This is a genomic window from Micromonospora sp. NBC_00860 (assembly GCF_045207375.1).
GTDB classification, from domain to species: Bacteria; Actinomycetota; Actinomycetes; order Mycobacteriales; family Micromonosporaceae; genus Micromonospora; species Micromonospora vinacea.
In genome coordinates this window covers 782,047-802,715 of the sequence record NZ_CP108825.1, presented here as the reverse complement: position 1 = coordinate 802,715, position 20,669 = coordinate 782,047, and the positions used below count along the sequence as shown (strand labels likewise).

The 20,669-nt window shown below is 72.9% G+C and carries 21 protein-coding genes; 9 read left to right on the top strand and 12 right to left on the bottom strand.

Going from position 1 to position 20,669, the window contains the following annotated elements:
* Nucleotide 1: 1 nt before the first annotated feature.
* The 4 genes from OH804_RS03795 to OH804_RS03780 form a co-directional block, all read right to left on the bottom strand.
* Complete coding sequence (locus OH804_RS03795) at nt 2–2,203, bottom strand: transglycosylase domain-containing protein (RefSeq protein WP_406062765.1); 2,202 nt, start codon at nt 2,201–2,203, stop codon at nt 2–4.
* A gap of 288 nt (nt 2,204–2,491) precedes the next feature.
* The gene (locus OH804_RS03790; RefSeq protein WP_406062763.1) at nt 2,492–3,259 is read right to left on the bottom strand and encodes a hypothetical protein; all 768 of its coding nucleotides are present in this window, start codon (nt 3,257–3,259) and stop codon (nt 2,492–2,494) included.
* A gap of 151 nt (nt 3,260–3,410) precedes the next feature.
* Nucleotides 3,411–4,517: an SPFH domain-containing protein gene (locus tag OH804_RS03785; protein WP_406062761.1), complete on the bottom strand. Its 1,107-nt coding sequence runs from the start codon at nt 4,515–4,517 to the stop codon at nt 3,411–3,413.
* Between the two features lie 5 nt (nt 4,518–4,522).
* Nucleotides 4,523–4,996, bottom strand: a complete 474-nt coding sequence (locus OH804_RS03780; RefSeq protein WP_196924339.1) for an NfeD family protein — start codon at nt 4,994–4,996, stop codon at nt 4,523–4,525.
* Between the two features lie 120 nt (nt 4,997–5,116).
* On the opposite strand from OH804_RS03780, the gene OH804_RS03775 reads away from it, so the two are divergent.
* Nucleotides 5,117–6,415 carry a serine hydrolase domain-containing protein gene (locus OH804_RS03775; RefSeq protein WP_406062759.1) on the top strand — a complete coding sequence of 433 codons (1,299 nt, stop codon included), beginning with the start codon at nt 5,117–5,119 and terminating at the stop codon, nt 6,413–6,415.
* A gap of 33 nt (nt 6,416–6,448) precedes the next feature.
* Here the strand turns inward: OH804_RS03775 and OH804_RS03770 are convergent, their stop codons facing one another.
* The gene (locus OH804_RS03770; protein ID WP_196924341.1) at nt 6,449–7,261 is read right to left on the bottom strand and encodes a DUF3097 domain-containing protein; all 813 of its coding nucleotides are present in this window, start codon (nt 7,259–7,261) and stop codon (nt 6,449–6,451) included.
* Nucleotides 7,262–7,444: 183 nt separating this feature from the next.
* On the opposite strand from OH804_RS03770, the gene OH804_RS03765 reads away from it, so the two are divergent.
* Nucleotides 7,445–8,239, top strand: coding sequence for a hypothetical protein (locus OH804_RS03765; protein WP_406062757.1), 795 nt, complete (start codon nt 7,445–7,447; stop codon nt 8,237–8,239).
* Between the two features lie 35 nt (nt 8,240–8,274).
* Here the strand turns inward: OH804_RS03765 and OH804_RS03760 are convergent, their stop codons facing one another.
* The 4 genes from OH804_RS03760 to fabG all read right to left on the bottom strand — a co-directional run bounded on the left by OH804_RS03760 (nt 8,275) and on the right by fabG (nt 11,697).
* Complete coding sequence (locus tag OH804_RS03760) at nt 8,275–9,054, bottom strand: HAD-IIA family hydrolase (RefSeq protein WP_030337797.1); 780 nt, start codon at nt 9,052–9,054, stop codon at nt 8,275–8,277.
* Between the two features lie 15 nt (nt 9,055–9,069).
* The gene (locus tag OH804_RS03755; RefSeq protein WP_406062755.1) at nt 9,070–10,098 is read right to left on the bottom strand and encodes a ferrochelatase; all 1,029 of its coding nucleotides are present in this window, start codon (nt 10,096–10,098) and stop codon (nt 9,070–9,072) included.
* A gap of 99 nt (nt 10,099–10,197) precedes the next feature.
* On the bottom strand, nt 10,198–10,965 hold the full coding sequence (gene fabI / locus OH804_RS03750) for an enoyl-ACP reductase FabI (RefSeq protein ID WP_091403861.1): 768 nt from the start codon (nt 10,963–10,965) through the stop codon (nt 10,198–10,200).
* A gap of 27 nt (nt 10,966–10,992) precedes the next feature.
* A complete protein-coding gene (gene fabG, locus OH804_RS03745) occupies nt 10,993–11,697 on the bottom strand; it encodes a 3-oxoacyl-ACP reductase FabG (protein ID WP_196924344.1) in 705 nt (234 codons plus the stop codon).
* Nucleotides 11,698–11,852: 155 nt separating this feature from the next.
* Here fabG and OH804_RS03740 point away from each other — a divergent pair, with 155 nt between their 5' ends.
* The 5 genes from OH804_RS03740 to OH804_RS03720 all read left to right on the top strand — a co-directional run bounded on the left by OH804_RS03740 (nt 11,853) and on the right by OH804_RS03720 (nt 16,286).
* The gene (locus tag OH804_RS03740) at nt 11,853–13,082 is read left to right on the top strand and encodes a sensor histidine kinase (RefSeq protein WP_406062752.1); all 1,230 of its coding nucleotides are present in this window, start codon (nt 11,853–11,855) and stop codon (nt 13,080–13,082) included.
* Nucleotides 13,079–13,741 carry a response regulator gene (locus OH804_RS03735; RefSeq protein WP_406062750.1) on the top strand — a complete coding sequence of 221 codons (663 nt, stop codon included), beginning with the start codon at nt 13,079–13,081 and terminating at the stop codon, nt 13,739–13,741. Before OH804_RS03740 ends, OH804_RS03735 begins: the two co-directional genes overlap by 4 nt.
* 99 nt (nt 13,742–13,840) lie before the next feature.
* Nucleotides 13,841–14,746 carry an alpha/beta hydrolase gene (locus OH804_RS03730; RefSeq protein ID WP_406062748.1) on the top strand — a complete coding sequence of 302 codons (906 nt, stop codon included), beginning with the start codon at nt 13,841–13,843 and terminating at the stop codon, nt 14,744–14,746.
* Nucleotides 14,743–16,008 (top strand): acyltransferase, encoded by a 1,266-nt coding sequence (locus tag OH804_RS03725; RefSeq protein ID WP_406062746.1) that lies wholly within the window; start codon nt 14,743–14,745, stop codon nt 16,006–16,008. The genes OH804_RS03730 and OH804_RS03725 overlap by 4 nt, the downstream gene beginning before the upstream one ends.
* Before the next feature lie 62 nt (nt 16,009–16,070).
* On the top strand, nt 16,071–16,286 hold the full coding sequence (locus OH804_RS03720) for a hypothetical protein (RefSeq protein WP_196925116.1): 216 nt from the start codon (nt 16,071–16,073) through the stop codon (nt 16,284–16,286).
* Between the two features lie 18 nt (nt 16,287–16,304).
* Here OH804_RS03720 and OH804_RS03715 read toward each other — a convergent pair whose 3' ends face one another.
* The 3 genes from OH804_RS03715 to OH804_RS03705 are packed head-to-tail and all read right to left on the bottom strand — an operon-like array spanning nt 16,305 to nt 19,329.
* Nucleotides 16,305–17,255, bottom strand: coding sequence for a VWA domain-containing protein (locus OH804_RS03715; protein ID WP_196924349.1), 951 nt, complete (start codon nt 17,253–17,255; stop codon nt 16,305–16,307).
* Nucleotides 17,252–18,253, bottom strand: coding sequence for a DUF58 domain-containing protein (locus tag OH804_RS03710; RefSeq protein WP_196925078.1), 1,002 nt, complete (start codon nt 18,251–18,253; stop codon nt 17,252–17,254). Before OH804_RS03710 ends, OH804_RS03715 begins: the two co-directional genes overlap by 4 nt.
* Nucleotides 18,232–19,329 carry a MoxR family ATPase gene (locus OH804_RS03705; protein WP_196924350.1) on the bottom strand — a complete coding sequence of 366 codons (1,098 nt, stop codon included), beginning with the start codon at nt 19,327–19,329 and terminating at the stop codon, nt 18,232–18,234. Before OH804_RS03705 ends, OH804_RS03710 begins: the two co-directional genes overlap by 22 nt.
* 241 nt (nt 19,330–19,570) lie before the next feature.
* Here OH804_RS03705 and OH804_RS03700 point away from each other — a divergent pair, with 241 nt between their 5' ends.
* Complete coding sequence (locus OH804_RS03700) at nt 19,571–19,801, top strand: hypothetical protein (protein WP_366341772.1); 231 nt, start codon at nt 19,571–19,573, stop codon at nt 19,799–19,801.
* 242 nt (nt 19,802–20,043) lie between these two features.
* Entirely contained in the window at nt 20,044–20,577 is a 534-nt protein-coding gene (locus OH804_RS03695; protein WP_196925079.1) for a PH domain-containing protein, read from the top strand.
* Nucleotides 20,578–20,669: the final 92 nt, after the last annotated feature.

Here is a 20,669-nt window from a genome sequence, read left to right as displayed (position 1 = left end):
GTCAGCCTCGGCGGTCCAGCCAGCGTTGGAGGGCCGAGCGGGGGTCCTCGGTGGTGGGGTCCTGCCGGCGCTCCGGGACCGCTGGGCGCTCCACCGGGCGGCGCGCGTCGCCGGCCAACTCACGGCTCGGTGCCACGAACGCCTTCTCCGGCTGGCCCTTCACGGCGGTGGCGATGACCCGGGCCACCGCGTCGATCACCTTGCTCTGCACCGCCGACCCCACCGAGTCGGCCGGGTCGTCCGGGTTGGCGGCGATACCGGCCACCGCGACCTGCGGGGTGAATCCGACGAACGTCTCGGTGGAGTTCTCCTCCGAGCTACCCGTCTTACCAGCCACCGGCCGGCCGTCGAGGATGTCGTTCACACCGGTGGCGGTGCCACCGTTGCACTGCCCGAACGCCGACTGCTGACCCACCGGGCAGCGCGCCGCGTCGGTCGCGGCACGGGCGACGTCGGCGTCCAGCACCCGCTTGCAGGAGGGCTGCCCGACCGGCACCTTCGTGCCGTCCGCGCCGGTCACCGAGACCACCGGCACCGGCGTGCAGTAGGTGCCCTCGGCGGCCACCGTGGCGTACGCGTTGGCCAGGTCCAGCGGGGTCGTGGCCGCCACACCGAGGGTGAACGAACCCCAGTTCGCTGCGTTGTTCTTCGCGAAGGCGGCGTCCGAGTCGGCGCGGAACGTGATGCCGAGCCGCTGCGCCATCTGGACCACCTTGTCCTGGCCGACCTGCTCGGCCAGCCAGACGAAGTAGGTGTTCACCGAGCGGCCGAAGCCGTCCCACATCATCCGGTACCCGTCCATCCAGTCCGGGTTGGCGTTCGCCGGACACCAGTGGCCGTCGCAGCTGCCCGGTCCCTCGGCGGGGTACCGGGTGGGCAGCTTGGCGGGCGCGTCGAAACCGGTGGAGAGGGTACGGCCCGACTCCAGCGCGGCGAGCATGGTGAACAGCTTGAACGTCGAACCCGCCTGGTACCCGTCGACGCTGGCCCCGCCGGAGATCAACGGGTTGACGGTGTTCGGGTAGTTCGCCTGCCCGGCCGGGTTGTCGGCGAGGCTGTAGTGCCGGTTGACCGCCATCGCCAAAACCCGCCCGGTGCTTGGCTGGACCGCCGCGATCGGCAGGGCGCGCTTGTTGTCGTACCCGTAGACCTTGGTGGCCTGCTGCTGCGCGGTGGCCTGGACCTTCGGGTCCAGCGAGGTGACAACCGTGTAGCCGCCCGAACGCAGCGCCTGCTCGCGCTCCGCGACGGTGGCCCCGAAGGCCGGCTGGGCCAGCCACCACTGGCGCAGGTAGTCGCAGAAGTAGCCCCAGTCGTCGTGGCCCTGGGACACGGCGGTGCAGCCGTTGGGCTGGGCGGTGGGGTGCAGGGCCAGCGGCTCGGCCTTGGCCTGGGCGGCCTGCGCGGCGGTGATCGCGTTGGTGGCGACCATCGAGTCCAGCACGTACGACCGGCGGGCCAGCGCCGCGTCCTTGTCGCCGCTGATCGGGCTGTACGCGTCCGGGGACTGCACCAGACCGGCCAGCACTGCCGACTCGCCGAGGGTCAACTGCGACGGAGGCTTGCCGAAGTACCGCTGGCTGGCCGCCGCGATCCCGTACGCGCCGGAGCCGAAGTAGGCGATGTTCAGGTACCTGTCGAGGATCTCGTCCTTGCCGAGGCTCTTGTCCAACGCGCTCGCGTACCGGATTTCCTGGATCTTGCGCCCGACGGTGGGGTCGGTCGCGGCGGCGCGCTCCTCGGCCGTGCGGGTGGGGTCGGTCTTGAGCACGTTACGGACGTACTGCATGGTCAGCGTCGAGCCGCCCTGCTCGGTGCCGCCGCCCTTGACGTTGGCCACCAGCGCCCGGGCCAGGCCGCGCAGGTCCGCGCCGCCGTGGTCGTAGAAACGCCGGTCCTCGGCCGCCACGATCGCCTGCCGCATCACCGGGGCGATCTCCGACAGGGGGACATCGGTGCGGTTCACGTCGTAGAACGTGGTGATCAGCGTCTTGCCGTCGTTGGCGTAGAGGTACGAACGCTGCGGCGTGGCCGGGGTCTTCAACGAGGCCGGCAACGCGGCGTACGACCCGAGCGCGGAGCGGGCGGTGAGCCCGAGCAGCAGGTTGCCCGGCAGCGCGGCGACTGCCAGGACAAGCCCGGCCAACACGCCGGCGAGCAGCACTGTGAACAGCCGCGACAGCGGCGAGCGGGGGGCGGCCATGCAACCCAGGATTGCCACAAAAACCGCCAACCGACCACCCTCGCCCGCCAATTGTCAGCAACTTCACCCCCACCCACCAGCCAACTCCCACCCCCACCCCCCGCCCAGCCCCACCCCAGCCCCACCCCAGCCCCCCACCCCAGCCCCCCACCCCGGTGATCATGGGGTTAGCGGGAGGTTCGATCACCGAATCACCCGTCAACCTCATGATCACCGGCGTTGGCCGGAGGCCGGGGCCGGGGGCCGGGGGCCGGGGGCGGGGGTGCGGGTGGGGGGTGGGTGGGTGGATTAGGGGTTTGGGGTGCTCAGGCTGGCGGTGGCGGCGTCTCTGGCGGTTTCGCGGGGCATCAGGCGGCCGGAGCGGTAGCCGATGCCGATGCCGGCGATCAGTACGAAGATCGCGCCGAACGTCTGCAGCGAGCCGATCAGGGCACCGCCGAGGCCGAGCAACGGCGCGGCGATGATCAGCATGACGCCGTCGCCGAGACTGAAGGTGCCGGAGCGGGCCACCGCCCACCCGGTGAGGAACCATCCCGCGCTGTAGAACGTCGCGCCGAGCAGGACCAGCGACCGCGCGGTAGTGCCGAAGACCGGCGTCTGCTCTTCGAGCCCGGCGAACGGCAGCATGAGCACTGTGCCGGCGATGCTGACCAGCAGCCCGGCGGCGGCCACCCGGCGGCTGCGGGTCGCGGCCAGCAGCCCGGTGAGGGCCAGCAGCGCGAGCAGTCCCAGCCAGACCGCGGCCACCCAGCCGATCAGGTACACCGCCCGGCCGTCGGCCGGATAGGGGTCGTTGCCCACCCCTCCGTCGCTGGCCATCGCCACCGCGCCGTAGAGGATGGCGTACGCGGGCAGCAGCCAGACCGCCGCCCGCGCGAACCGGCGCACCGACCAGGCCCAACTGGCGTTCGTGGCGGGGGCGCCCGGGGTCGGCTCGCCGACGAAGGGCAGTACGCCGAACCCGCCACCGCTGCGCCGGGAGCCCAGCGGGGCGACCGGGTCGTGCGCGCCGGGCACCGGGGCCGAGGACCACATCCGATTCGCCGGATCCTTCATGCGTCACCTCGCTCGCCGACGAACGGTGCGGGACGCGCCGGGGCGCCCCGATTGCCTGGTCACCACCCGTCCTAGGACCGATCGTGGCAGGCGTCGGAGCGCCCCATGAGTCTTTCTCGTATTTAGCCGACCGGGCGGCCGGCGTACGGGATCAGTCGCGTTCGCGCTGGTCGGCCGGGTCCTCGACGAGGCTGGCCGGCGACACCGGCTCCGGCGCGGGCAGCCCCTTCGGCCCCTTGCCGCCGGTGGCCTGCGCCTCGGCGACGCGTACCTCGTCGTGGATCTGCTGGGCGGCGTCCGCCGCGGCCTGCGCCGCCTCCGCGGCCTCGCGCTCGACCTGGCTCGCGTGTTCGGCTGCCTCCGGTGCGGGCAGGTCCCCCACCATCTGGCTCAGTCCACCGAGCGCGCCACCCATCCCCTCAAGGGCCTTGGTCAGTTCGGCCGGGACGATCCAGACCTTGTTGGCGCTGCCCTGGGCGATCTGCGGCAGAGCCTGCAGGTACTGGTAGGCGAGCACCTTCTGGCTCGGGTTGGCCTGGTGGATCGCGTCGAAGACCGTCCGGATCGCCTTCGCCTGACCCTCGGCCTGCAGGATGCGGGCCTGCCGGTCACCGTCGGCCCGCAGCACCGCCGACTGCTTGTCACCCTCGGCGGTGAGGATCACCGACTGCTTGTGACCCTCGGCGGTCAGGATCGCCGCGCGGCGGTCCCGCTCGGCGCGCATCTGCTTCTCCATCGAGTCGCGGATGCTGGCCGGCGGCTCGATCGCCTTGATCTCGACCCGGGTCACCTTGATGCCCCAGCGGCCGGTGGTCTCGTCCAGCACGCCCGAGAGGTGCCTGTTGATCTCGTCGCGGCTGGTCAGCGCCCGCTCCAGATCGAGCGAACCGATCACGTTACGCAACGTGGTGACGGTCAACTGCTCGATGGCCTGGAGGAAGCTGGAGATCTCGTAGGTCGCCCGGACCGAGTCGACCACCTTGAAGTAGAGAACCGTGTCGATCGAGACCACCAGGTTGTCCGAGGTGATCACCGGCTGCGGCGGGAAGCTGACCACCTGCTCCCGCATGTCGACCTTGGTACGAACCGCGTCGATGAACGGCACCAGCAGGTTGAGGCCGGGGCTGAGGGTGCGCTTGTACTTGCCGAGCCGTTCCACCACGTCCTGGCGTTGCTGCGGCACGATCCGCACCGCCTTGGCCAGCGTTATCACGGCGATCAACGCCACCGCGATCACCACCACCCCGATTAAGGTCATCCCGTTCACCCTCTCGATTCCGGCAGCTCGCCGGCGGAAGAAACATCGTCCTGCCACACCAGGGCGGTAGCGCCCCGGACCTTTATCACCCGAACCCGTTGACCGGGGTCATAAACCTGTGTCGTGTCGTACGACCGGGCGCTCCACAACTCCCCGTCGATCTTGACGAGGCCATTCTCGGCGTCCACCCGTTCCAGCACCAGCGCCGTGGAGCCCTCGATCGCCTCCACGCCGAACGGCTGCTCACCGCTCTCCAGCGCGGAACGGCTGTGCCGCCGGATGACCGGCCGGACCACCACCAGGCTCAACGCCGACACCACGGCGAAGACCAGCGCCTGCACGGCGACCGGCGCGCCCAGGGCGGCCGCACCGGCGGCGGCGAACGCACCGGCCCCGAACATGATCAGAAATAGCGTCGTCGTGAAAATCTCAGCGACGGCCAGCAGCACACCCAAAACGATCCACACCACGGCGTCCACCCCCCGATCGTGACACGCAAATGCACGCGCGACCTCCCCGCGAAGATCAGTAGGCTCGGCGAGGCCCCTTCCAGCCCGCCAAAACACCACGAAACGGCGGCCCGACCCGAGGAGATCCCGTTGACAGTGCTCCCCGAGACCGCCCGACAGATCGACATCCGGGTCGCCCAGGCCCAGGCCGACGGGCGCACCCCGTCGCTGGTGCTGGGCGTGGTCCGCGACGGCACGCTGGCGCATGTGGCCGTCGCCGGCGAAAACCCCCGCCCGGATGCCGACCTGCAGTACCGGGTGGGCTCGATCAGCAAGACGATGACCGCCACCCTGATCATGCAGTTGCGCGACGCCGGCCGACTGGCCCTCGACGACCCGCTGGAGCAGCACCTGCCGGGCACCGGCGTGGGCGCGCTCACAGTGCGCCAACTGCTCGGCCACGCCAGCGGCATCCAACGCGAACCCGAGGGCGACTGGTGGGAGCGGACAGCGGGCGTCGATCTGACCACCCTGCTCGCCGGGGTCGACGCCGACAAGATCGCTTACCCACCGCACCGCACGTACCACTACTCCAACCTGGCGTACGGGCTGCTGGGCGGGTTGCTCGAACGGCTCACCGGCACACGGTGGGCCGACCTGCTCGACGAACGGATCCTCACCCCGCTGGGCCTGCGCCGCACCACCTACGCGGCCACCGAGCCGTACGCCCGCGGCTACGTCGTCCACCCCTGGCACGGCACGTTGCGCGAGGAACCCCGTACCGAGACCGGCGCAATGGCCCCCGCCGGGCAGCTCTGGTCGACAATCGAGGACCTGGGTCGTTGGGCCGCGTTCCTGGCCGACCCCGACCCGTCGGTGCTGGCCGCCGAGACGCTGACCGAGATGTGCTCCCCCGTGGTGATCAGCGACGACTCCTGGACCGGCGGGCACGGCCTCGGGCTGGAGCTCTACCGGGACGGCGAGCGCGTGTACGTCGGGCACGGCGGCTCGATGCCCGGGTACGTGGCCGCTCTCGTGGTGCACCGGCCCACCCGTACCGCAGTGGTCGGCTTCGCCAACTCGTACGGCTTCCCGATCACCGGGCTCGGCCGCCGGCTGCTGACCACGGTGCTGGACGCCGAGCCGGCGCTTCCGCAGCCGTGGCGGCCGGCCACCGCCGCGCCCGACGCCGGGTTGGCCGAGCTGACCGGTCGCTGGTGGTGGATGGGCACTCCGCTGGACCTGCGCTGGGACGCGGGCGACCTAGTGGCCCACGTACGCGGTGAGCGGGTCAGCCGGTTCACCGCCGAGGGGACGGACCGCTGGCGGGGACGTTCCGGCCCGGAGAACGGCGAGATCCTGTCGGTGCTGCGCGACGACAGCGGACGGGCGGTGGCGGTCGACATCGCCACCTTCGTCTTCACCCGGAGCCCGGACGAGATTCCCTGACCCGCCGGCGGGTGGGTCTGGCGGGCCAGGCGGTCAGGCTGGCTCGGTGACGAAGTCGATGAGGCGTTCCATGGCGTTGATCAGGGGTGTCTCCACGTCGGCGAAGCTGTTCACCCGGGACAGGATGTGCCGCCACATGTCGGCCGGCTCGGCCACCCCGAGGGCCGCGCAGACCCCCTCCTTCCACGGCCGCCCCGGCGGCACCACCGGCCAGGCAGCGATGCCCAGCGCCGCCGGCTTGACCGCCTGCCACACGTCCACGTAGGGGTGCCCGGTCACCAACACGTGCGGCGAGTTCACCCGGGCGACGATCCGGCTCTCCTTGCTGCCCGGCACCAGGTGGTCGACGAGCACGCCGAGTCGTCGGGTCGGGCCGGGGCCGAAGTCGCGTACCTCGGCGTCGAGGGCGTCGATGCCGTCCAACGGCTCGACCACCACGCCCTCGATCCGTAGGTCGTCGCCCCAGATCCGCTCGACCAACGCGGCGTCGTGGATGCCCTCCACCCAGATCCGGCTGGCCTTCGCCACCTGGGCCCGCACGTTGTCCACGGCGACCGAACCGGACGCGGTCCGCCGACGGGCCGTCGGCACCGCCGCCCGGGTCGGGCGGCGCAGCGTCACCGGGCTGCCGTCGAGCAGGAACGCCGCCGGCAGCAGCGGGAAGTTGCGCCGTTTACCGTGCCGGTCCTCCAACACCACCGCGCCGGCCTCGAAGCCCACCACCGCTCCGCAGAACCCGGAGTCGGCATCCTCGACCACGAGATCCGGTTCGGCGTCCACCTCGGGGGTGACCTTGCGCCGTCGCCAGTCGCCCGCCAACACGTCCTCGCCGTATCGCCCCGCCATGTCGATCACGCTAAACCCGGCCCGCGCCCACCTCGGCCCCGACACACCGCCCCGCCCTATGACCGCCGACCACACAGTCGCTCCACGGGCCGGGGATTGGGGCGAACAGGGCAGTTGGGGGCAGGCCGGGCGACCGGAGCGGCAGCCGAGACAGGGCCGGTCGTGACCACGTACCCTTTCGGCATGTCCACCCCCGCAACGGGCGCGGCCACACTCGCGCCGCGCCGGTCCAGCCGGTTCGTTGCCTGGGTGCGCGCGTGGCGCGCCGGGTTGGTGCCCTACGACGAGGTCGCCGACGCCATCGCCGGCGACGAGGAACACCTCGTTGCGGACGCCCCGGGCACCTGGACCGACGTCCCGCTGGGCGCCGCACTGCCCACCCTGGCCAAGCTCTCCCCCGACGAGATCCGCCTGGTGCTGCCCGCGCCGGGCGACCCACGGGGGCTGCCCGGCCCCGGCGACTTCGCCGGCGCGGCGTTGGTCACCGGCGAAGCGGTCGTCGCCGGCGGGCTCGGGTTGATCCCGGAGGTACGCTCGCACACCTCCGGCTCCGGGGACTGTTTCGAGACGGTGCTGTGGCGGGTCTACCCACTGCCGGCCAACGCAGCCGCCGCGTCACTGTCGTTGCCTGGCGCCGCCGAGGCGGAGGCGGAGTTGGCCGCCGCGCTGGCCGAGACGACCGCCGCGCTGACCCGCCTCGACGTGGCCCAGTGGCGGCCCGAGCTGGCCGGTGCGCTGGCCGCGTTGCGCCGCTCCGACGGTGCCACCGATCTGCCACCGGGCTTCGACCCGCGGGCCCGCCGGCTCTTCGCCCGGGCCGCGGTGCTCGACCGGGTGCTCGCGCTGGCCGGGCACTCCGCGCCCGGCGGGGCGATCAACAACTACGAGGCACAGCAACGGGACGCGGCACTTCGCCCCCTCACCGCTGCCTGCCGGCAGGCACTGGTGGCCGCCTGCAACGCCCCCCTGCGCCCCTGACCAGCGCCGGCACCACACGGCGAGACCGGGGCTGGTCAGACCTCGTCGAGCAGGTCGGCGACCGAGTTGATGATCCGGGACGGGCGGTACGGGTAACGCTCCGCCTCGGTGCGGCTGCTGATCCCGGTGAGCACCAGGATCGTCTCCAGCCCGGCCTCCAGGCCGCACAGGATGTCGGTGTCCATCCGGTCACCGATCATCGCGGTGCTCTCCGAGTGCGCGTTGATGGTGTTGAGCGCCGAGCGCATCATCATCGGGTTGGGCTTGCCGACGAAGTACGGTTCGACCCCGGTCGCCTTGGAGATCATGGCGGCGACCGAGCCGGCGGCGGGTAGCGCGCCCTCCACGGACGGGCCTGTCACGTCGGGGTTGGTGCAGATGAACCGGGCGCCGTCGTTGATCAGGCGGACGGCCTTCGTGATCGCCTCGAAGCTGTAGGTGCGGGTCTCGCCGAGCACCACGTAGTCGGGGGCGAAGTCGGTCAGCACGTAGCCGACGGCGTGCAGTGCCGTGGTCAGCCCGGCCTCACCGATGACGTACGCGGTGCCACCCGGCCGCTGGTCGGCGAGGAACTGGCCGGTGGCCAGGGCGGAGGACCAGATCGACTCCTCCGGAACGTCCAGCCCCATCCGGCTGAGCCGGGCCGTCAGGTCGCGTGGGGTGTAGATCGAGTTGTTGGTCAGCACCAGGAACGGCTTGCCGGAGGCGCGCAGCCGGTTGATGAACTCCGGCGCGCCGGGCACTGGCTGGCCCTCGTGCACCAGCACGCCGTCCATGTCGGTCAGCCAACTCTGCACGGGCTTACGGTCATGCATGATGATCCTCAGGGGTCAGGGGCGACGGGTCGGCACGCAACAGACGGTGGGGCAGCTGTCCCACATGGGCAGCTCGCCCAGGCGGCGGCGCAGCTGCGCGCCGTCCGGGTCGGTCCGCTCGGTGACCAGCTCACGCACCATGGTCACGAAGCGCGGGTCGGTGCCCGGCGTGCCGGCCCGGACGAAGTCCAGGCCGAGCTGCTTCGCCGTCTCCAACGCTTCGGTGTCCAGGTCCCACACGACCTCCAGGTGATCGGAGACGAACCCGATCGGGCTGACCACCACGGCGGTGGTGCCACCCTGCGCGAGGGCGGCCAGGTGGTCGTTGATGTCCGGTTCCAGCCACGGCACCTGCGGCGGGCCGGAGCGGCTCTGCCAGACCAGGTCGTACGCCAGGTCGGGTGCGGCGGCCGCGGCGACGAGCCGGGCGGTCTCGTGCAGCTGCGCCTCGTACCGGCCGCCGTGCGGGCCGGCGTTGGCCGCCATGGAGCTGGGGATGGAGTGGGCGGTGAAGACCAGCCGGGTGGTGTCCCGCAACGCCTGGTCGAGCTGACCCAGGGCCGCCTTGACCGCGTCGACGTGCGGCTCGACGAAGCCGGGGTGGTCCCAGAACTGGCGCAGTTTCTCGATCACCGGGGCGTCCGAGCCGACGGCGGCACGGGCGGCGGCGATGTCCTCCTGGTACTGGCGGCAGGACGAGTAGCCGCCGTACGCGCTGGTGACGAAGGCCAGCGCCCGGGTGACCCCGTCGTCGCGCATCTGGGTCACTGTGTCGGCGAGCATCGGGTCCCAGTTGCGGTTGCCCCAGTAGATGGGCAGGTCGAGACCGTGCGCGGCGAAGTCGGCGCGGACCGCGGCCAACAGGTCCCGGCACTGCTGGTTGATCGGGGACACCCCACCGAAGTGCTGGTAGTGCTCGGCGACCTCGGCCAGCCGCTCGGGCGGCACTCCCCGGCCCCGGGTCACGTTCTGCAGGAACGGCATCACGTCCTCGGGCCGCTCGGGCCCACCGAAGGACACCAGCACCACCGCGTCGTACGACATGGGGTCATTCTTGCCCCTCGGCCGGGACGTGCCGGCGACGCCCCCTGGTCCGGACGCGTAGATCACGCGAACGGCGACCAGGGAGCGTCGTGGTGCCCGTCAGGAACCGATGGCGTGGTAGCCGCCGTCGACGTGGACGATCTCGCCGGTGGTGGCCGGGAACCAGTCGGAGAGCAGCGCCAGGCAGGCCCGCGCGGCGGGCTCCTGGTCGGTGAGGCTCCAGCCCAGCGGGGCCCGCTCGGCCCAGGCGTCCTCGAACTGGTCGAAGCCGGGGATCGACTTCGCGGCGATGGTGCGCAGCGGCCCGGCGGCGACCAGGTTGCTGCGGATGCCCTGCTTGCCCAGGTGCAGCGCCAGGTAGCGGGACGCGGACTCCAGGCCGGCCTTGGCCACGCCCATCCAGTCGTAGACCGGCCACGCCTTCGTCGCGTCGAAGGTCAGGCCGACCACCGCGCCGCCGGGCGACATCAGCGGCAGCGCCGCCATCGCGAGGGACTTGTAGGAGAAGGTGGAGACGTGCAGGGCGGTCGCCACGTCCTCCCAGGGCGCGTCGAGGAAGCCGCCACCCAGGCAGCTCTGCGGGGCGAAGCCGATCGAGTGCACGACACCGTCGAGGCCGTCGACGTGCTCGCGTACCCGGTCGGCGAGGCCGGCCAGGTGCTCGGTGTTGGTGACGTCCACCTCGATGACCGGCGCCGGCTCGGGCAGCCGCTTGGCGATCCGCTCGACCAGGGAGAGCCGGCCGTAGCCGGTGAGCACGACCTGCGCGCCGTTTTCCTGAGCGAGCTTCGCCACCGAGAAGGCGATCGAGGCGTCGGTGATGACACCGGTGACGAGCAGTCGCTTACCGGCGAGCAGTCCGGACATCGCTGATTTCCTCCGTAGTCAAAAGGGTTAGTGGCCCATGCCGAGGCCGCCGTCGACCGGGATGACGGCGCCGGAGACGTAACCGGCGCTGTCGGAGGCCAGCCAGGTGACCACGGCGGCGACCTCGTCCGGGCTGGCCATCCGGCCGGCCGGGATGGACTTGAGGATCTCCGCCTTGCGGTCATCGGAGAGGCCGGCGGTCATGTCGGTGGAGATGAAGCCGGGCGCCACCACGTTCGCGGTGATGTTGCGGCTGCCCAGCTCCCGGGTGATCGAGCGGGCGATGCCGACGAGGCCGGCCTTGCTGGCGGCGTAGTTGACCTGCCCGGCGCCGCCGGCGAGGCCGACCACCGAGGAGATGAAGATCATGCGGCCCCACTTGGCGCGGAGCATCTTGCCGGAGGCCCGCTTCGCGACCCGGAACGCGCCGGTGAGGTTGGTGTCCACCACGTCGGTGAACTGTTCCTCGGTCATGCGCAGCAGGAGCGTGTCGGCGGTCATGCCGGCGTTGGCGACGATCACCTCGACCGGACCCAGTTCGGCCTCGACGGCGGCGAACGCGGCGTCGATCGAGGCGGCGTCGGTGACGTCGGCGCGGACGCCGAACAGCCCGTCGGGCGCGTCGCCGCTGCGGTGGGTGACCGCCACCCGGTCGCCCTGCTTGGCGAAGGCCTGCGCGATGGCCAGGCCGATTCCCCGGTTGCCCCCGGTCACCAGCACGGTACGGGCCACTGTTCCCCCTTGCGAATGGTCAGCACGGACGCGTCGGAGCCTAGGCGTTACCGGCAGGTAAGCGCTAACGGGAGTCGCGTCACACTGGGGTACGACACGGGGATCAACCCCTGGTGGCACGCCTCGTGGCGGGGTCGGCCCGTAGCCTCCGGGTGGTGAACCGGCAACCGATCGCGGTGGCAGTGCGGGCCCTGCGGCAGACAGTGCTGGGCCCGGACGCCCGGCCCGAGCGGCCGCTGCTGGCCCGTTGGCCCGGGCCGGCCCGCTACGCCGCGCCGGTCGGTCTGCTCGCCGCGCTCGGCCTCTTCCTGATCACGCTGACCGTGGAGAGCGAATGGGGCCTGGCGCCGCCGATCGCGCTCCTGTTCGCGGCGATGACTGTGGCACCGCTGCTGGCGTTGCCCCGGCGTCCGCTGCTGGCCTGGCGGCTGACGGTGCTGGCCCTGCTGATCTGCACGTTCAACGCGCCGGACGACCAGGCCTGGCCGTGGACCCCGCCGCTGGCGCTCGGGTCGATCGCGGTGGTGGCGGTGGTCGTCGCACGGGTCGACCGGCCGGTGCTGGTCTGGGTGGTGGTGATCAGCACGGTGCCGGTGCTCACCCTGGTCCATCCCGACAACCGGGTCCCCGTCCTGCTGCTGCTCGGCGCGCTGGCGATCGTCGGCGACCTGATCCGCCGCAACCGGCTGTCCCGGCACGCGCTGGCGGCGCAGGCCGAGCTGAGCGAACGGGAGCAGGAGCGCCGCGCGGTGCTGGAGGAACGCACCCGGATCGCCAGGGAGCTGCACGACGTGGTGGCCCACCACATGTCGCTGATCGCGGTGCAGGCGGAGACCGCCCCGTACCGGCTGACGGACGTGCCGGCCCCGGCAGCCGCGGAGTTCGTCGCCATCGCCGCGTCGGCCCGTGACGCGCTGACCGACATGCGGCGGCTGTTGGGGGTGCTGCGCAGCGAGACGAGCGGGCCGCAGACCGCGCCACAGCCGGACCTCACCGACCTGGACGCGATGGTGGACGCCGCACGCCGGGCCGGGCTGCCGGTCACCCTGGACGCCGAACCGGTGGACGACGACCGGGTGCCCGCGCCGGTCGGGCTGGCCGCGTACCGCATCGTGCAGGAGGGCCTGGCCAACGCGGCCCGCCACGCGGCCGGCGCCGCGGTGCGCGTCACCGTCCGCGCCGGTCAATCCGGTCTGGGAGTACGCGTCGAGAACTCCCCGGCCGACGTCCGACCGACCGCCGACGGCGGCTCCGGGCACGGGCTGACCGGCATGCGGGAACGGGCCACCTCGCTGGGCGGTACGTTCACCGCCGGGCCGCTGCCCGGCGGGGGTTACGCGGTGGCGGCCGAGTTGCCGTACGACGCGGAGGGCGGGGACCGATGATCCGGGTGCTGATCGCCGACGACCAGGCGATGGTCCGGCAGGGCTTCGGCGCGTTGCTCGCCGCCCAACCGGACCTGCTGGTGGTGGGTGACGCCGCCGACGGGGCGCAGGCGGTGGCCGTCGCCCGCCACCTCGACCCGGACGTGGTGCTGATGGACGTGCGGATGCCGGTCATGGACGGGCTGGAGGCCACCCGCAAGCTGCTCGGTGACCGGTCGGCGCAGCGACCCCGAGTGCTCATCCTCACCACCTTCGACCTGGACGACTACGTGTACGAGGCGCTGCGCGCCGGGGCCAGCGGGTTCCTGCTCAAGGACGCCCCGGCGGCCGATCTGGTGCAGGCGGTGCGGGTGGTGGCGGCCGGGGACGCGCTGCTCGCCCCGGGGGTCACCCGCCGGCTGATCGCCGAGTTCGCGGCCCGTCCGGACCGCCGCCGCCCGCGCCCCACCGACCTGGCCGGGCTCACCCCCCGCGAGACCGAGGTGCTGCGGTTGATCGCCCGGGGCCGCAACAACGCGGAGATCGCGGGTGACCTGGTGGTGGCCGAGCAGACAGTGAAGACGCACGTGGGGCGGATCCTGGCCAAGCTGGGTCTGCGCGACCGGGCCCAGGCAGTGGTGCTGGCGTACGAGACGGGTCTGGTGGCCGCCGGGGAGTAGCCCCGGGGAGCCAGCCCGGGGACGGCTCTCCAGGACGACGACGGGGCCCCGGCCCTGGGCGCAATCTCCCTCCGGACGACATTCCGGAGGGAGAACGTGATGCGACGACGAGGTGCCAGCCGGGTGGCGATGGCCGCGCTGCTCGGCGTGAACCTGGTCCTGCCGACCCGACCCGAGCCGGCCACGGCGGCGGGGTTCGTCGAGGCGTACCCGGTGATGGCGGCGGCGATGCGCGCGGCCGGCCCCCCGTACGCGGACTGGGCGGCCGACGGACGTCGGTTCCTGCTGTTCGACGCGCGCGGTGACGGCCGCGCGGTGGAGGTGTTGGGCGACCTCGCCGACGCGGACCGGATCGCGGTGCTGGTGCCGGGGGTCGGCAGCACCCTCGCCGACTTCGACAGGGGGTTGGGCGGGGTGGCCCGGCGGGCGCCGGCGGTGCAGGCCGGGCAGCTCTTCCGGGAGCTGCGGGCGACCGACCCGGCTGCGCGGGTGGCGGTGCTGGCCTGGCTCGGCTACGACCCACCCGACGGGGTGTTGACCGCCGCCGGTGGCGTCAGCGCCCGGCGCGGCGCGGCGGGGCTGGCCGCGCTGGTGCGGGAGCTGGCCGGGCGGCGTCCGGCGGCGACGATCACGCTCGTCGGGCACAGCTACGGGGCGCTGGTGGTGTCGCTGGCGGCGGCGGACGCCCCGTCCCAGGTCACCGACGTGGTCAGCCTCGGTGGCGTCGGCGCCGGGGTGCAGCGCGCCGACGACCTGCCCGGCGGGCGGCGGTTCTGGGCGGCCGAGGCGCCGACCGACTGGATCCGTCGGGTACCGCCGGTGCGGCTGCCCGGCCTGGGCTTCGGCCGGCGACCGGGCGACCCGGCGTTCGGCGCCCGACCCCTGCCGGTGGGTGGGGTGGCGGGGCACGACGGTTACCTCGCGTCGGGCAGCGCCGCGCTGGTAGCGGTGGCGGCGGTGGTGCTGGGCGGCGTCGACGCCGACCGGATCGGGGACGTCCGGTGAGCCGGGACCGTGCGATCGACGCGTTGCGGGCGTACGCCATCGGCGGTGTGGTGCTGGGGCACTGGCTGGTCACCGGGTTGGTGCTTGCCGGCGACGGCGGGCTGCACCAGGCCAGTCCGCTGACCGCGCTGCCCGACCTGGCCCCGGTGACCTGGGTGTTGCAGACGCTCGGGCTGTTCTTCTTCACCGCCGGGTTCGGCTCGACCCGGTCGCTGGCCCGCCACCCCGGCGGTGCGGGCGGTTGGCTGGCCGGGCGGCTGCGCCGGCTGCTGCTGCCCACTGTGGCGCTGCTCGGTGTGGGGGCCGCCGTGCTGCTCGCCGCCACAGTCGTCGGCACCTCGGACGACACGCTCGCCGTCGCGCTGCGCCTCGCGGTCAGCCCGTTGTGGTTCCTGCTACCGCTGGTGTTCCTGGTCGCGCTGACCGGCCCGTTGCGTGTCGCCGTACGCCGGTGGGGGGTGGCGCGGTGCGGGACACCGGCGGTGGCCGTGGTGGCCGCGGCCGACCTGGCCGTCCGGCTGTTGCCGGCCGGCACCGACCTGCCCCCGGTCACCGTGCTGGCGGCCTGGTCGGTGCCGTACCTGCTGGGCGTGGCGCACGCCGACGGGCGGCTGAACGGCCGGCGGGCGGGCGGCACGGTGGCGGCCGGTGGGGCGGTCGCGCTGGCGGCGCTGCTGGCGCTGGGCTACCCGGTGAGCGCGGTCGGCGTGCCCGGGGCCGGGGTGTCCAACCTGAACCCGCCGTCGCTGTTGGTCGTGGCGCTGGCGGTCGCCCAGGTCGGGCTGGGGCTGCTCGCCCGGCCGGCGCTGCACCGGTTGCTGACCCGGCCGCTGCCGGGCCGGGCGGTGAGCGCCGTGAACCGGTCCGCGGTGCGGATCTACCTGTGGCACCAGCCGGTACTGGTGGCGGTGACAGCGCTCACCGCCCGCACCGGGCTGGCAGTGCCCGGTCTGCACACCGTCCCGGACGGCCCGGGGTGGGTGCTGGCGCGCTGCTGCTGGCTGCCGTTGTTCGCCGTGGTGCTGGTCACTGTCGTGCGAGTGGGCCAGCCGCTGTCGTTTCGGCGACGCGTACGCGCTGGTGGCGAAGGGCGTCGCCAACCGGGCGGTGGAGGGTTCGCCGGCCGGTCGGCCGAGTGCGTTCCGTCGGCACCGCAGGTGTACGATCATCGACGTTCCGGCCCGCCCGACTTGCAGGAGGTGATCGCTGTGCGAGATAGCGATCCTCCCAGTCGTGGCCGGGCCGATGGTCAGTCCCGCTGAGCCACGACTCAGTCTGGTGAGCTGACCCCGCTCCGCTCCCCACCACCTCGGCAGCAGCCGAGGTGAGTGTGCCGCGCCGCCCGATTCCGGGCGGTCGCCGGGAGCCGCCCGGTCACGACTTCGTGTGCGCGTCCCCACCCCCTGCGGTCCGCCCCCGCACGCGGACCGTCCAGCCGCCACCCGGAGCCGTCATGAGCCGCTACGTCGCCCCGCTGGGCTTCACCCTCGCCGCCGTCTGGGTGGCCATCGTCTTCGTGCTCGCCGGCGGCGGTCACTGACCGCCGCCGGCGCACCGGCTACAGCATCCGGGACGACCAGAGCAGACTGAACGCGCCCGCGCAGAGCGCCAGCAGCAACGCCACCCCGGCGTACCACTGGGTCACCTCACGCGGCTCGGTGCGGAACCCGATCGAGCTGCCCATGTCCTGGTAGACCTGCTTCAGCTCGCTCACCGAAGCCGCCTCGTAGTAGTAACCCTCGGTGGTCTCGGCCAACTCGGCGAGGGCCAACCGGTCCACCGGCACCCGCTGCAACTGCCCGCCGATGTCGACCTGGCCGGTGTCGGTGCCGAAGGCGATGGTGGAGACCGGAACGTTGGCCGCCTGCGCGGCCGCCGCCGCCTCCTCCACCGCCCGACCGGAGGTCCGGAAACCGTCGGAGAGCAGCACGATCCGGGCCGGCGGAATACCCGCCGCGCCGTCGGCCGGCACCGACCGGATCGCCTCCAGGCAGGTGAACACCGCCTCACCGGTCGCTGTCGCCTCGGCCAGCACCAGCCCGTCGACGGCGCTGGTCACCGCGTCCCGGTCCTTGCCCGGCGGCACCAGCACGTTGGCCGCCTTGGCGAACGACACGAGGCCCAGGTTGTAGCTCTCCGGCAGCTCACTGACGAACTGCTTGGCCGCCTCCTGGGCCGCCTCCAGCCGGTTCGGCGCCACGTCGTCGGCCTGCATCGACAACGACACGTCGATGGCGAGCATCACCGTCGCCCGCTCCAGCGGCTCCTTCGTGTCCACCGCCGGACGGGCCAGCGCGGTGGCCAGCACCAGCAGACAGAGCAGGAACGCGGTCGCCGGGACGTGCCGACGCCAGCCCAGGCCCTTCGGCGCGACCGTACGCAGCAGGTCCACATTGGTGAACCGCATCGCGTACGCCCTGCGGTGCAACTGCCGCCAGACGTAGAACGCGGCGAGGGCGAACACCGGCAGCACGGCCAGCAGCCACCACGGTTGCAGAAAACGGATCATCGTGTCGTCCCCCGGGTACGCGCGTGCCGCTGCGCGGCCACGAATCGCACCATGTCCAGCAGCCAGTCTCGGTCGGTACGCAGACGCAGGTGGGCCGCGCCGGCGCCGCGCAGGGCGGCGGCGATCGTGGCCCGTTGGGCGGTGGCGGCCTCGGCGTAGCGCTGCCGCAGCCGCGGGTCGGCGGTCTGCACCTCGTGCAGTTCGCCGCTCTCCGGGTCGACCACCGGCAACACGCCCACGTCGGGCAGTTCCAGCTCACGCGGGTCGACCACCTCGATGGCCAGCACGTCGTGGCGGACGCGCAGTTTGCGCATCGGCCGCGCCCACTGCTCGGCCGGTGCGAGGAAGTCCGAGACCACCACTGCCACCCCGCGACGGCGGGGCGGCCGGTTGAGCATCTCGATCAGGGCGCCCAGATCGCCACGGCCGGGCTGGATGGCGGTGCCGGCGACGGCTCGCAGCAGGCCCTGCGCCTCCTTGCGGCCGGAGCGGGCCGGCAGCCGGGTGAGCACCCCGGGCCCGGCCGGTGGTGGTCCGCCCCGCCAGCGTCGGGCCGGCGCGGACGCCCCGCCCCCGGTGCCGATCACGGCGCCGATCCGGTTGCCCCCGCGCACTGTCAGGTGGGTGATGGCGGCCGCGGCGGCCACCACGACCTCCCGTTTGAGCCACTGCCCGGTGCCGAAGTCGAGGCTGGCGGAGAGGTCCAGCGCGAGCCAGGTCTCCAACTCCCGGTCGGCGACCGTACGCCGCACGTGCGGTGTGGTGGTCCGCGCCGTGACCGGCCAGTCCATCCGGCGCACGTCGTCGCCGGGGCGGTACTCCCGGGACTCTCCCGCCTCACTGCCGGGTCCGGGCAGCAGGCCGGCGTAGTCGCCCTGGAGCAGACCGTCGAGCTTGCGGGTGACGAGCAACTGAAGCCGGGACAGCACTGCCTCACTGCGGTCGGCGAGGGGAGCCGGACGAGGGGTGGGTGAGGTCACGGCCGCTGCCCGGGCCAGCCAGCGCCCGGCGGCGGCGCGATCGACGGCGGCGTGGCCTGCTGCCGGGGAGCGACCGCCGGAAGCGGGATCGTCGACATCACCCGCTGCACGATGTGGTCGGCGGGCACGTCGTCGGCGAGCGCGTCGTAGCTGAGCACCAACCGGTGCCGCAGGATGTCCGGCGCGATGTCCTGCACGTCCTGCGGCAGCGCGTAGTCACGCCCGCGCAGCAGCGCCAACGCGCGGGTGGCCCGGACCAGGCCCAGCGACGCGCGTGGGCTGGCACCGTACTGGATCAGTTGCGCGACGTCGGGCATGCCGTGCTCGGCCGGAGCGCGGGTGGCCAGCACCAACCGGACCGCGTAGTCGACAAGGGCGTTGTGGACGAAGACCTGGTCCGCCTTGCGTTGCAGGGCGATCAGCTCCGGGGTGTCGAACACCGCTGTCGGCTCGGGCGCGGCCACGCCCATCCGGTAGACGATCTCCCGTTCCTCCGCGTCGGTCGGGTAGCCCACCACGATCTTCATGAGGAACCGGTCCCGCTGCGCCTCGGGCAGCGGGTAGACGCCCTCCTGCTCGATCGGGTTCTGGGTGGCCATCACCAGGAACGGGTCGGGCACCCGGTGGCTCTCCCCACCGATGGACACCTGCCGCTCGCTCATGACCTCCAGCAGCGCGGACTGCACCTTCGCCGGCGCCCGGTTGATCTCGTCGGCGAGCAGGAAGTTGACGAAGACCGGCCCGAGCTCGACGTCGAACTTCTCACTGGACTGCCGGTAGATCCGGGTGCCCATGATGTCGGCGGGCACCAGGTCCGGGGTGAACTGCACCCGGGCGAAGGACCCGCCGACGACCTTGGCGAGGGTCTCCACCGCCAGGGTCTTGGCCACCCCGGGCACGCCTTCGAGCAGGCAGTGGCCGCGGGCGAGCAGCGCGACGAACATCCGCTCCACCATCCGGTCCTGCCCGACGATCACACGTTTGATCTCGAACAGGCCCTTCTCCAACAGGGTGGCGTCCTGCGCCGGTGTGGTCACCGGCGCGGGTGCCGCTCCGTTCGGCGTCGGGGCGTCGGGCATGGTCGGCTGGGCCACCGGTCCTCCACAGCGTTTGTCGGTCGTCGCGGCTCGTGCGGTATCAAGACTCGCACGCCTTCCTGAGTGTGGAGGTGGGGAGAAGCCGATTTTGGTCGCGCCGTCCCCAGCAGCCGAATCGCGCATCTCGGGTGTGCGCGGACCGGCCCGTCGCGTGTACGATTCACCCCGTCGCCGGGCGGCTCCCCCCGTGGTCGCCCGGCGCTCAACCTTTCCGTCCCGCCGCCCTAGACTGGCCGGGATGAGCATCCCCTCCCCCGCCGATGAGGCCCTGGTCTGTTCGGCCCGGGGCTGCCGGTCCACCGCCGTCTGGTCGCTGGAGTGGAACAATCCCCGTCTGCACGACGCCGATCGGCGCAAGACCTGGTTGGCCTGCGCCGACCATCGGGGCAGCCTCGGTGACTTCCTCGACGCTCGGGGCTTCCTGCGTGCCGTCACTCCGGTGCCCGGATCGCCTACGCTCGACGTGTGAGCGGCGACCCTCCGGCTTCCCCCGGCCCCATCTCCCCGTCCTGGCCGCCCACCCCGGCCGCCGCGCCGCCCGGCGTCGAGCCGCCGCCCGGCGCGTTCCCAGCGCCCGGCACGCTCGGCCCGGAGCCTGCCGCGCCGGACGTCTCGACGCCCGCCCCGCTGCCACCGGGCGCACTGCCACCCGGTCACCGGCCGGCACCCGCCGCCGACCAGCGCGCGCCCGACCTGCCGTTCCCGGGCCTCCTGCCGCCCGAGCCCGGCGCGCTGTCGACGGCCGCGCCGGGTGGCCGAGGCCCGCTGGAGCCCTGGCCGGACACTGTCAACTGGCAGCCGATCTCCACCGACCTGATCTGGGTGGAGCTGATCCGGCTGGCGATCGTGGTCGCCATCGGCCTGGTGGTGACGGCGGTCGGCTGGGCGTTCAGCGGCCACTGGCTGTTCGGGCTCGCCGTCGCCCTCGTGCTGGTGTTCGGGGTGTGGCGGGCCATCGCGATCGTCCGCGCGGTCCGGGCCTGGGGGTACGCCGAGCGGGAGAACGACCTGCTGGTCCGGCACGGGCTGCTGGTCCGCCGGCTCTCCATCGTGCCGTACTCGCGGATGCAGTTCGTCGACGTGAGCGCCGGGCCGTTGGAGCGGGCCTTCGACCTGGCCACCGTGCAGTTGCACACCGCGGCGGCGGCGAGCGACGCCCGGGTGCCCGGGCTGCGGCCGGCGGAGGCGTCCCGGCTGCGCGACCGGCTCACCGCGCTCGGCGAGGACCGGGCGGAGGGCCTGTGAGCGCGAGGAGTGAGCCGGGGTTGCGAGCCCCGCAGTCGCGAACGAAAGGCGACCCTGTGGCCACCCGCGCGGGTGGCCACCGGCCGCGCCGA